The organism is Catenibacterium sp. GCM10023432, from assembly GCF_042651925.1.
GTDB classification, from domain to species: domain Bacteria; phylum Bacillota_I; class Bacilli_A; order Erysipelotrichales; family Coprobacillaceae; genus Catenibacterium; species Catenibacterium mitsuoka.
Window position 1 is genome coordinate 1 of the sequence record NZ_JBHSEB010000033.1, and the last position, 11,424, is coordinate 11,424.

The 11,424-nt window shown below is 34.0% G+C and carries 10 protein-coding genes, 1 tRNA gene and 1 pseudogene; 11 read left to right on the forward strand and 1 reads right to left on the reverse strand.

The window, feature by feature from the left end; all coding sequences use genetic code 11:
• Positions 1-420: 420 nt before the first annotated feature.
• From ACFOZZ_RS04520 to ACFOZZ_RS04555, 8 genes and pseudogenes are all read left to right on the forward strand, one after another.
• The gene (locus ACFOZZ_RS04520; RefSeq protein WP_320803748.1) at positions 421-768 is read left to right on the forward strand and encodes an ABC transporter transmembrane domain-containing protein; all 348 of its coding nucleotides are present in this window, start codon (positions 421-423) and stop codon (positions 766-768) included.
• A 129-nt stretch (positions 769-897) separates the two neighbouring features.
• Positions 898-1,536 (forward strand): ATP-binding cassette domain-containing protein, encoded by a 639-nt coding sequence (locus ACFOZZ_RS04525; protein WP_376814817.1) that lies wholly within the window; start codon positions 898-900, stop codon positions 1,534-1,536.
• Between the two features lie 15 nt (positions 1,537-1,551).
• Positions 1,552-1,866 carry a hypothetical protein gene (locus tag ACFOZZ_RS04530; RefSeq protein ID WP_376814818.1) on the forward strand — a complete coding sequence of 105 codons (315 nt, stop codon included), beginning with the start codon at positions 1,552-1,554 and terminating at the stop codon, positions 1,864-1,866.
• A 34-nt stretch (positions 1,867-1,900) separates the two neighbouring features.
• Positions 1,901-3,569, forward strand: a pseudogene (locus ACFOZZ_RS04535) (amino acid ABC transporter ATP-binding/permease protein).
• Between the two features lie 57 nt (positions 3,570-3,626).
• The gene (locus ACFOZZ_RS04540) at positions 3,627-4,460 is read left to right on the forward strand and encodes a histidinol-phosphatase HisJ family protein (protein ID WP_055288695.1); all 834 of its coding nucleotides are present in this window, start codon (positions 3,627-3,629) and stop codon (positions 4,458-4,460) included.
• A gap of 126 nt (positions 4,461-4,586) precedes the next feature.
• Positions 4,587-4,663, forward strand: a tRNA-Arg gene (locus tag ACFOZZ_RS04545).
• Between the two features lie 159 nt (positions 4,664-4,822).
• Complete coding sequence (locus ACFOZZ_RS04550; protein ID WP_147556365.1) at positions 4,823-5,317, forward strand: hypothetical protein; 495 nt, start codon at positions 4,823-4,825, stop codon at positions 5,315-5,317.
• Positions 5,318-5,322: 5 nt separating this feature from the next.
• Positions 5,323-5,580, forward strand: coding sequence for a DUF3592 domain-containing protein (locus ACFOZZ_RS04555; RefSeq protein WP_055234464.1), 258 nt, complete (start codon positions 5,323-5,325; stop codon positions 5,578-5,580).
• Here ACFOZZ_RS04555 and ACFOZZ_RS04560 read toward each other — a convergent pair.
• Positions 5,573-6,073: a hypothetical protein gene (locus tag ACFOZZ_RS04560; RefSeq protein WP_147556364.1), complete on the reverse strand. Its 501-nt coding sequence runs from the start codon at positions 6,071-6,073 to the stop codon at positions 5,573-5,575. The two genes, ACFOZZ_RS04555 and ACFOZZ_RS04560, sit on opposite strands and share 8 nt — an antisense overlap.
• Before the next feature lie 102 nt (positions 6,074-6,175).
• On the opposite strand from ACFOZZ_RS04560, the gene ACFOZZ_RS04565 reads away from it, so the two are divergent.
• From ACFOZZ_RS04565 to ACFOZZ_RS04575, 3 genes are all read left to right on the forward strand, one after another.
• The gene (locus ACFOZZ_RS04565; RefSeq protein ID WP_278861474.1) at positions 6,176-7,873 is read left to right on the forward strand and encodes a ribonuclease J; all 1,698 of its coding nucleotides are present in this window, start codon (positions 6,176-6,178) and stop codon (positions 7,871-7,873) included.
• Positions 7,874-7,919: 46 nt separating this feature from the next.
• Positions 7,920-10,148, forward strand: coding sequence for an FtsK/SpoIIIE family DNA translocase (locus ACFOZZ_RS04570; protein ID WP_376814819.1), 2,229 nt, complete (start codon positions 7,920-7,922; stop codon positions 10,146-10,148).
• A gap of 96 nt (positions 10,149-10,244) precedes the next feature.
• Positions 10,245-11,336, forward strand: coding sequence for a BMP family lipoprotein (locus tag ACFOZZ_RS04575; RefSeq protein ID WP_329967209.1), 1,092 nt, complete (start codon positions 10,245-10,247; stop codon positions 11,334-11,336).
• Positions 11,337-11,424: the final 88 nt, after the last annotated feature.

The window sequence follows — 11,424 nt, forward strand, 5'->3', positions numbered from 1 at the left end:
CACCTGTTTATTAATTTAATTTGCGGTTTTATTACTTTTTATTATGGGTAGAGTTTGCGGTTTAACACTATGATCCAAAAACAGCTTTTTGGCATATGTTATGTAGTATAAAAGAAATAATATTATCATAATCAAAACAAGACTCATAAGACTATTGTCGTATTCTAAAAAATATATTATATATACTGTCTTCTGGCAATGGATTTCTTTACTTGCACAAATCAAAGGCGTTTTTACAATTGCTGAACTATTAGATGCTGTTTTAAAAAACACGCTTACTTTTGGTATTCTTAAATCAACATTTCTATTATTGCTTGGAGTAATCGTTATTCGTTATATATGTGAACGTATGAGTGCACGCTCATCTATCTTGTCAGTGTTGATGTCAAACGTATATTAAGAGAAAAGATTTATGACCATATCCTTCGTACAGGCGCATCTTATAACGAATATGTATCTTCTTCTGAAGTTGTACAGGTCTCTACAGAATGGGTTGAACAGTTAGAAACTTATTTTGGAAAGTATCTTCCTCAATTCTTCTATAGTTTACTCGCTCCTATTACACTCTTTATCATTTTTAGCCAGGTTAATTTAAAAGCGAGTGTTATACTGCTGATCTGTGTTCCTCTTATTCCTATTTCCATTGTTGCTGTTCAGAAGTTTGCGAAAAAGCTTTTAAGTAATTACTGGTCAGTCTATACAGGACTTGGAGATTCGTTCCTGGAAAATCTTCAAGGGTTAACTACATTAAAAAATTTATCAGGCTGATAAGATGAAAGCTTAAGAAATGGATAAAGAATCTGAAAAGTTCCTTAAAATCACAATGAAGGTTCTTACAATGCAGCTTAATTCCATCAGTGTGATGGATATCATGGCTTATGGTGGGCAGCTGTCGGTATGATTGTTGCCTTATCAGAATACCTCAATGGACATATTTCTATGTCAGGTACGCTTTATATCATTCTTCTTGCTAGTGAATTCTTTTTACCTTTAAGACTGCTTGGTTTATTCTTCCATATTGCAATGAATGGTATGGCAACAAGTGATAAGATATTTAAGATACTTGATCTACCAATTGAAAGTAAAGGCAAGGAATTATTACCTCATAGTAATTTAGATATCATATTGAATGATGCTCATTTCTCTTATGAAAAGAATAGAGATATATTAAAGGGCATTAATATGACATTACCTAGAGGATCTTTTATTTCACTTGTGGGAGAACCTGGATGTGGTAAGAGCTCAATTGCAGGTATTCTTGCAGGTAAGAATAAAGGCTATAGAGGAGATATTACAATTGGTGGCGTTCATCTCAATAATATTAATGAAAAAGATTTAATGAATCATGTTGTTTTAGTAAGACATAATAGTTATTTATTTAAAGGCAAAGTTGAAGATAATCTTCGTATGGCAGGTCCTGATGCTACCAAGCAGGAATTAGAAGCTGTACTTGAAAAGGTCAATCTATTAGGTTTTCTTAACACACAAGATGGATTACAGACAAAGCTATTAGAAAAAGCCTCTAATTTATCATGAGGTCAATATCAAAGATTGGCGATTGCCCGTGCTCTACTAAAGAAAAATGCTTCTGTTTATATTTTTGATGAAGCGGCTTCTAAAATAGATATTGAAAGTGAAGAACTCATCATGAATGTCATTCATGAATTAGCTAAAATAAAGACTGTACTGCTTATTTCTCATCGTTTGGCAAATGTTGTTAAGAGTGATGTGAGTTACTTCTTACAAGATGGTGAAGTCAAGGGAAATGGCACACACGAAGAATTGATGAGGCAAAATGATGCTTATCAGCACCTTTATGATAGTCAGATTGCTTTAGAAAACTATGGAAAGGAAGGAACTGTATAATGAATAAAAAAAACGTAGAAGTGCAATTCAAATCATGGGACAACTCTTTGGTTTACTCAAACCTCTTTTAATTGTTATGGTAGCTGCAATACTTCTTGGTACAATAGGTTATTTATGCGCCATCTTCCTTACTATACTTGCAGGACAAGTGGTTAAGCATGGACTGATCCCAGTACTTTTTTATCGAATGAGAAACACAAGACTTGTCTTTATACCTGTTAAAACAATCATGACAACAATGATCATTATTGCCTTATTACGTGGAATTCTCCACTATCTTGAACAATACTGTAATCACTGTATCGCATTTAGATTATTGGCTATTACTCGCCATAAGGTATTTGCAGCATTACAGAAGCTCTGCCCTGCAAAATTGGAATCTCGTGATAAAGGAAATCTTATTTCCATCATTACAACAGATATAGAATTTCTTGAAGTATTTTATGCACATACTATTTCACCAATTGCGATTGCTTTGTTGTCTTCTTTAATCATGGTAGTCTTTATTGGTCATTATCATATTCTTGCAGGATTACTTGCTTTGGTGGCTTAAATTGTTGTGGGCGTTGTTATTCCTATTATTAATGGTAAATTAAGAAGTGAAGGAGGAATGGCTTTTCGAACTCGTTTTGGTGAATTAAATAGCTTTGTATTAGATTCACTATGTGGTTTAGATGAAGCCATCCAGTATGGACAGGGAGACGAAAGAAAAAAAGAACTTGTTAGACGTTCTCAGGAGCTTGCTGATCAGCAAGAATATTTAAGCTTTAGAGAAGGTGCACAGCGTTCTTTCACAAATATGGTTATCTTACTTGCTTCATTTGGAATACTTTTCTTAACATTGTCACTTTATCTAAACCATCAATTAGGTTTTGAGGGTATTATTACATGTACTCTATCAATGATGGGATCTTTAGGACCAGTTGTCGCTTTATCTAGTCTTTCTAATAACCTGAATCAAACTCTCGCAAGTGGTGAACGTGTTCTTTCATTACTTGAAGAAAAGCCCTTAGTTGAGGAAATAGAAGTGGACATGGAAAGCAGCAATGTATTTAAAGGGGCATTAATGGATCATGTCACTTTCTCTTATGAAGATGAGACAATTCTTGATGATTATTCTTTAAAACTTGAACCAGGAAAGATTACAGGTATCCATGGTGTCAGTGGTTCTGGTAAATCTACTTTACTTAAATTACTCATGCGCTTCTGGGATGTCAATCAAGGAGCCATTACAATAGATGAAGAAGACATCAAGCAGATTCCTACCAAACATCTTCGTGACATGGAAAGCTATGTCACTCAGGAAACGCATCTTTTACATGATTCAATTGCGAGTAGTATCGCAATCGCAAAACCAAAGGCAACACGTGTTGAAATTATGGGAGCAGCTAAGAAAGCCTCGATTCATGACTTCATCATGACTCTTCCAAATGGTTATGATACAAAAGTAGGAGAACTAGGGGGATACCTTATCTGGTGGTGAGAAGCAGAGAATCGGCATCGCCCGTGCTTTTCTGCATGATGCACAAATGATCCTTATGGACGAACCCACTTCAAACCTTGATTCACTTAATGAAGGGATTATCTTGAAATCATTAAAAGAATCTTCAGAAGAAAAAACAATCGTACTCGTTTCTCATAGAATATCTACTATGAATATTGCAGATACTGTTTATGAAATGAAAGATGGAAGAATTTCTTAATAAGAGGATGTTCACGCATCCTTTTTTTCATGCTAATATAAAACTGAGGTGAATATTATGTTGTGCGATTATCATGTTCATACTATCTATAGTGATGACTCAGTGTACAAAATGGAAGATGTTATTAAGGATGGTATCAAAAAAGGAATAAATGAATTATGTTTTACTGACCATGTTGATTATGGAATCAAAAGAGATGTAGATGATCCTCTTGGTCCCGTATATCTTAATGGTCAGCCAATTTCTAATGTTGATTATCCTGAATATTATAAGGAATATCTATACTTAAAAGAGAAATATAAAGACCAGATGACTTTAAAGTTTGGATTGGAATTTGGTATTCAGGTACATACCATTCCAAAATATGACGCTCTATTTAAACAATATCCTTTTGATTTTATTATTCTTTCTATTCATCAGGTAGGTGATCTGGAATTCTGGACAGGAGATTACCAAAAGGGTAGAACAGAAAAAGAATATTATGAAAGATATTATCAGGAGTTATATGATGTCGTGAATCTCTATCATGATTATAGTGTTCTAGGTCACATGGATCTTATTAAACGTTATGATGATCATGATGGTTATGACAGTTTTAATAACCACAAAGAAATGATTACGCAAATTCTTGAGACAGTCATAAAAGATGGCAAAGGAATTGAAATCAACACTTCTTCTGTACGTTATGAGATAGGTGACCTGACACCTTCTAGAGATATCTTAAAATTATATTTAAAACTAGGTGGTACAATTATTACAATCGGCAGTGATAGTCATCAAGAAGATCATTTAGGTGCTTATATAGAGGATACAAAAAAAGAACTAAAAGAACTCGGCTTTAAACAATATTGTACTTATAGTCAAATGGTTCCAGAATTTCATGATTTATAATATTCAAAAAAAATTGAATAAACCATGTGTTTCTTAATTTTGAAGAAAATACAAGTATTTTTATGTAAAAAAAGGCTTGCATTGCATCTCTTGGCATGTTATTATACATGAGCAGTCAAGAGAAATGTCTACGTAGCTCAGCTGGATAGAGCACACGCCTTCTAAGCGTGCGGTCATGGGTTCGAATCCCCTCGTGGACGCCATCTAGCAATTACCTCGGTTTATCCGAGGTTTTTTTGTACATTATTTTAAAAAGAATTTATTTAAAACACCTTATTATAGGTATTATGAGTGCTATCTTACGAGAAATATTTATTAAAATCCTTTATAATCATAGATGTAGAAAGGAATTGGTGATGAATATGTTAAAAAATGAACACTCTTTATATCGTTTGATGAATATTTATATGAATGATTCCCTTGCCGGAATTCGTTTCTTTTATAATATTAAGTGGCCAGAAGGCTATCATTGTGAGGAATGTGGCAGTTCTCATTATATATATGATCAGGAAAACAGATGCTTCATATGTGCAAAATGTGGCCATAAAGAAGATCTACTCGCACATACTGTTTTTTCTGAATGTCTAGATAATCCAAATTCACTTATATTAGGATTATATTTATGTTTGACAAGTAAACGCAGAGTAAGTCAAAAGGAACTCGCTCAGCTGGTAACTATTCCAGTTAAGAGTGCTGCAATTTTGATTAAAAACACTGAAATGCTAGATGAATGTAATATCAGAGAAGATATTATTAAAAAGATGTTTGAAAATAGTGAAAGTCCCTTATTAAAAAATGTATCTTATACTAAAAACAATCAGTCAAATCGTGCTATAATACCTAAGAAAGCAGGGTGATTAGTATGACAGAAACAACTGGTTCAATCATTAATATAGTAAATACAGGTCAAACAATTACATTAACAGTAAGATATGTGGTGGATCATCATGTATATGCTCTTAAAGAAGACGCTGTTTTAAAACCAGCAAAACAATTACTTTTGTTTAAGTCAAAAAGAAAAGTACCTGTATTAGGTACTTTAAGAGTAGGGCAGGAAGTCGCTGTCTATTATGATGAAAAACATCCAAGTGCTGCTTATCTAAAAGATAACATCAAATAGAGCGTTTATAAGCCTCTAAAAAGATGATAAAGGACAAAAAGGCAAGCCATTCAAAAAGACCTGTAATATCCGCAAGAAAGCATAGTACAGTCGTTAACATGATACATAATGACATCAATAGCTGTAATAATTTATAAGCTAAGTATGTATTGGTTTGATGTAAGTCATAGAGAATCATTGCGAAAGTGATGACTACAAATACGATTCCAATAAAACTAGCATAAGTGTGACATTCTGAAAAGAAATCATGACTTGATCTTTTAAAGGGCATAAATAAGCTAATTATGAGACATATCCCTGATATATGGACAAGTGCTTTGCGTTTGGTTATCTTATAGAGCTGATACCAGTAATACATCAAAAACACAAAAAAGAAGCACTGCATTGGATAATGATATTGTGCCATGCTCATGACACCCGATAGATTATTGCGTATTGGACTGAGTCTTGTCGCAAAATAGGCAAGTATTGTAAGAAAAATGATGTGTACCATAAAAACCTCCTGCTTCATTATAACGGCTTCTATTTGAGAAGAGTAGAAAGATATGCTAAAATATATTAAATGTGATAAGTTGAACATATTGAAAGGAGTTTTATGAAACACAATAATGTTAAAATCATGCCTCTAGGTGGTCAGGCCGAAGTAGGCAAGAGTATGTACAGTATAGAAGTTAATGGAAAGATCTTCATCATTGATGCTGGTTATCGTTTCCCAGATTTGGATAAACTTGGTGTTGATATTATCATTCCAAGTTTTGATTATTTAATTGAAAGAAAGAAGGATATTGTTGCTATTATTATTACACATGCACATAATGATGTAATGGCTGCACTTCCCTACTTATTGAATGCAGTTCAGGGTGTTCCTGTCTATGCACCTAGTTTAACAGCCGATTTAATTGAAATGATGATTGATCATTATCAGAGACATCAGAAAAAAAATCTTCATATGGAATTGATTCGTGTAAGACGTGATGATTCTATTAAGATTGCAGGTATTCCAGTAGAATTCTTCCCTGAAACACATTCTATTCCAGGAAGTGTTGGTGTTGCTATCTGGACACCTGATGGATATGTTGTTTATGGTGGAGAATTTATTATTGATTTTGGTTCTCCTGAAGGATTTAGATGTAATATCCAAAAGATGATGGAAATTGGTAAGAAAGGCGTTCTTGCCTTAATGGTTGAATCTTCAGGAGCAAGCAATCCTGGTTATACTTCACCAAATCACAAACTTACAAATAAGATTGAATCTATGTTTGAAGATGCATCTGGCAGAATTATTATTTCTTCTTATGCCCAGAATGTCTTTAGAACAAAAGAAATTGTCGAACTCACTAAAAAGTATCATCGTCAGATTGTCTTCTATGGACGTGATAAATATGACCAGACAAATAGTATTATTCGTCTAGAAAAAACAACACATAAGCCTGTTATTACTGTTCCAAGTAAATATCTTGGCAAGAAAGAAAATGTTGGTATTCCCGCTAAGGATTCAAGTTATGTTATCCTTTTGAGTGGTGCACCTAATACTATTTATAGTGATATTTGTGATATTCTTGATGGTGGAGATGAATTATTAAAGATCAGAGAAGGCGATACATTTATTGTTGCTTCTCCAGTACTACCTGGTACAGAAAAGATTGCGAATAAAGCTCAGAATGATTTATTCAGAACGCCAGCAGATGTTCATATTCTTAAGAATAAACAATTACCTTCAATGCATGCATCTATTGAAGACATTAAAGTATTTATTCAGTTATTTAACCCTAAATACTATGTACCAATTAAAGGTGAATACCGTCGTTTTGTAGCCAATGCACATATCGCAAATGAAATGGGTATTGATAATGATCATATTGTGATTTTAGATAATGGTGAAAAGTGTACTTTCGAAAATGGACAACTTGAAGAGGGTAGAGAAGTTATTGAAATCGAAGATGTCATGATTGATGGTATCGGCGTTGGAGATGTGGGTGAAAAGGTTATTGATGACCGTATTCAATTATCTAATGATGGTATTGTTGTTGTGGGTGTCACTATTGATGCACGTACAAAAGAAATTATTGCCCAGACAGACTGTCAGACTCGAGGATTTGTTTATTTAAAGGATTCTGGTTATGTCATCAAAGAAATCATTAACATCTGTGAAGGCGTTGTCTCTAAGTTAAAAGATGATCCCCAGATGGATGTTCAGGATATACGTAATGAGATGAAAGAACTATCTATGCGTTATATTATGAAAGAAACAGGAAAAAAACCTGTATTTATTGGTGTTGTAGTAGAAATCTAAGCAGGATTTATTCCTGCTTTTTACAACTATGAAAGGGAGTGAAAATATGGCTGAAAAGAAAACAAAAAAGCCTAAAAAAGCACCTGTATCAAAACAGCCGAAAAAAGAAGAAAATAAATCTAATAAGATAAAAACAAGATTAATTGCTTTGTTTTTATTATTTATATTCTTTATAAGCATATGCCAATTAGGAATCGTAGGTAGATTTTTCCATACACTTATGGTTTATATTTTTGGTAGTATGATGATTTATCCTATTCTTATCATACTTTCTATTATATCTGCTTATTTTGTTGTTAAGGGTGAGTCTCCTAAATGGAAGGGTCCTCAGGCAGTAGGACTGATTATGATGATTATTGGTATACTGCTTATTTGTACATATGCCGGTAATATGCATTCAACAGGTAGTATGAATAATTATATAAAGCATGATGGTGTGACAAGCGGAGGTCTTATCGGTTCATTATTATATGCCCCTTTAAGTGCTTTATTTTCTCCTATTGGAACTCTTATTTTTGGTATTATTTTGCTGCTAGCTGGTCTTGTATTATTCTCTAGTAAGTATATTCATCAATATAAGATAAAACAGAATGAACAGGAAGCACAAAATGCAGTAGAAGTGTTTGAAAATAAGAAAGAGAAAACTAAAGTCAAAGATTTCTTTGCCCCTAAACAGAAAGAAAAAGGATTCTTCCCAGATAAAGTATTTGAAGAGAAAGAACCTTTAAAGGAACCAGATATTGACCTCACTTTCAATCAAAAGAGCATGCGTCTTGATATTGAAAAGAAGAGACCTAAAAAGATGGAATACAAAGATGCTGTTTATCAGCTTCCTTCATTTGATTTATTGAATCCTATTCGTAATACTGGCAACTTATCAGAAGAAGCCAAACACGCAAAAAGCACAGGCAGGATTCTTGAAAACATGTTTGAAGAATTCGGTGTCAATGCGAATGTAGTACATCTCTATATTGGACCCACTGTTACTAAATTTGAAATCAAGTTAGAAGCAGGAACTCGTGTCAATCGAATATTACAGTTACAAGATGACATTCAGCTTGCTTTAGCTGCAAAAGAAATTAGAATTGAAGCACCTATTCCAGGCAAGCCTTATATAGGTATTGAAGTACCTAATAAGACAGCAGCTATGGTTCCATTTAATGAAGTCTATCAGCTTTCTATGCGTGATCATACATGGGATAATAAGTTAGCTGTTCCACTTGGTAAAGATGTATCTGGTAACTTGGTTGTTGCAGAACTCAATAAGATGCCTCATTTACTTATTGCAGGAGCAACTGGTTCAGGTAAATCAGTCTGTGTGAATTCTATTATTACTTCTATTCTTATGAAAGCAACACCGGATGAAGTAAGACTCATTCTTGTTGACCCTAAAAAGGTTGAATTATCTAACTATAATGGCGTACCTCATTTATTATCTCCTGTTGTCACTGATCCTAAAAAAGCAGCTGGAGTATTACAGCAGGTTGTTGCAGAAATGGAAAGACGTTATGAAGTGTTCGCAGATAATGGACAGCGTAATATGGAATCTTATAATGTCTATGCAAAGAAGTTTAATGAAAAAGCCAAAGAAGAAGATAAAAAAGAAATCATGCCTTATCATGTTGTCATCCTAGATGAAGTAGCTGATTTAATGATGGTCGCTTCTAAAACAGTAGAAGACTGTATTATGCGTATCTCACAGATGGCACGTGCGGCAGGTATTCATCTTATTGTCGCAACACAAAGACCATCTACTGATATTATTACTGGTGTTATTAAAGCGAATATTCCATCACGTATTGCCTTTGCAGTATCTTCTAGTGTTGACTCACGTACAATATTAGATGCAACAGGAGCTGAAAAACTGCTTGGAAAAGGGGATATGCTCTTTAGTCCAATGGGTTCTAGCTCACCAGTACGTGTACAGGGTGCTTTTGTGGCAGATGAAGAAGTGAGTCGTGTTGTAGAGTTTGTTTCTAAACAGATGGATGCAAACTATGATGATAATTATGTCAATGCGAAAGAAGTATCAAATGGCGGATCTTCAGTCAATGATTCTTTAAATGATACAGAAGAAGAATATGAAGAATGTCGTGAATTTGTCATTAAAGAACAACGTGCAAGTACTTCTTTATTACAAAGAAGGTTCAGAATCGGCTATAATAAAGCAGCTCGTATCATGGATCAGTTAGAACAAAATGGTGTTATTGGTCCACAGATAGGTTCTAAACCAAGGGAAGTTTATATTCGAGGTTATAGCGAAGAAGATATTTAGGATATCTTCTTTTTTTGATTAATTAAGCGGTAACACTTTATAAAGTAGCATTAAAGTGTTAAAATGATTATATATCAAAAGGAGGAATTGAATAATATGAAAAAGCTTATGGCATCTGCTGTAGTACTTTCAATGGTACTCGTTGGCTGCGGTTCAGGTAAAGAATCTAAAAAACCAGAAATCGCTTTAGTCACTGACTCTGGAGGAATTAACGATAAGTCGTTCAACCAGTCAGCTTGGGAAGCGGTAAAAGAGTATGGAACTAAGAATGATAAAGGTTATAAATATTATAAACCTGCTTCATTCGATACTGCTGGTTATAAGGATCAGATCAAGAACGCTGTTGACAATGGTGCAAAAGTCGTTGTTTTACCAGGATTCAAATTTGCTGCTGCATTAGGAACTATTCAGAATGAAGCAAAATATAAGAACGTTAAGTTCATTGCGATTGACTTCACACCTACTGATGAAAAAGACAATCCTGTTGACATTGCGAAAAATGTTTACTGTGCAACTTATAAGGAACAGCAGCCAGGTTATTTAGCTGGCTATGCTGCTGTAAAAGATGGCTACACAAAGATTGGTTTCATGGGTGGTATGGCACTTCCTGCAGTAATTAACTATGGTTACGGTTTCTTACAGGGTGCTAACGCTGCTGCAAAGGAAATGAAGGTAAACGTTAGTGCAAAATATACTTACGTTAATAACTTCAATGAATCTCCAGAAATCAAAACTAAAGCTACTGGATGGTATAATAGCGGAACTGAAGTTATCTTCTCTTGTGGTGGTCAGATTTGTAACTCTGTCTTCGCAGCTGCAGAAGATACTAACAAGAAGTCTATTGGTGTAGATAGTGACCAGAAAGATGATTCTAAGACTGTTATCACTTCAGCTATGAAGGGTGTTAAACAGACTGTATTTGATGAAATCACAAATGCTTTCAATGACAAGTTTGAAGGTGGCGCTCATTTATTAGGTGCAGAAGATAACTATGTTGGACTTTCATCTGATTTCTCAAGATTAAAGAAATTTAAGAAAGCTGATTACGATAAAGTATTCAAAGAAGTAAAAGATGGAAAGATTAAAATCCTAACTAATGCGGATGTAGATCCAAATGCAAAAGGTGATCCAAATACAAAAGTATTAAAGGATACTTTAACTAACGTAACAGTATCTTATGAAAATTAAATAAAACCTATAAAAGTGTAAAATGGACCCTGTAAAATGGACACGATAAAAAAGAGACCTTATTTCGTGACCCTGTTTTACAGGGTTT

Bases quoted from the DNA above. Each gene is read 5' to 3' on its own strand.
- ACFOZZ_RS04525 (WP_376814817.1), top strand. From the start codon at position 898: ATGATTGTTGCCTTATCAGAATACCTCAATGGACATATTTCTATGTCA.
- ACFOZZ_RS04540 (WP_055288695.1), top strand. From the start codon at position 3,627: ATGTTGTGCGATTATCATGTTCATACTATCTATAGTGATGACTCAGTG.
- ACFOZZ_RS04550 (WP_147556365.1), top strand. From the start codon at position 4,823: ATGTTAAAAAATGAACACTCTTTATATCGTTTGATGAATATTTATATG.
- ACFOZZ_RS04555 (WP_055234464.1), top strand. From the start codon at position 5,323: ATGACAGAAACAACTGGTTCAATCATTAATATAGTAAATACAGGTCAA.
- ACFOZZ_RS04560 (WP_147556364.1), bottom strand. From the start codon at position 6,073: ATGGTACACATCATTTTTCTTACAATACTTGCCTATTTTGCGACAAGA.
- ACFOZZ_RS04565 (WP_278861474.1), top strand. From the start codon at position 6,176: ATGAAACACAATAATGTTAAAATCATGCCTCTAGGTGGTCAGGCCGAA.
- ACFOZZ_RS04570 (WP_376814819.1), top strand. From the start codon at position 7,920: ATGGCTGAAAAGAAAACAAAAAAGCCTAAAAAAGCACCTGTATCAAAA.
- ACFOZZ_RS04575 (WP_329967209.1), top strand. From the start codon at position 10,245: ATGAAAAAGCTTATGGCATCTGCTGTAGTACTTTCAATGGTACTCGTT.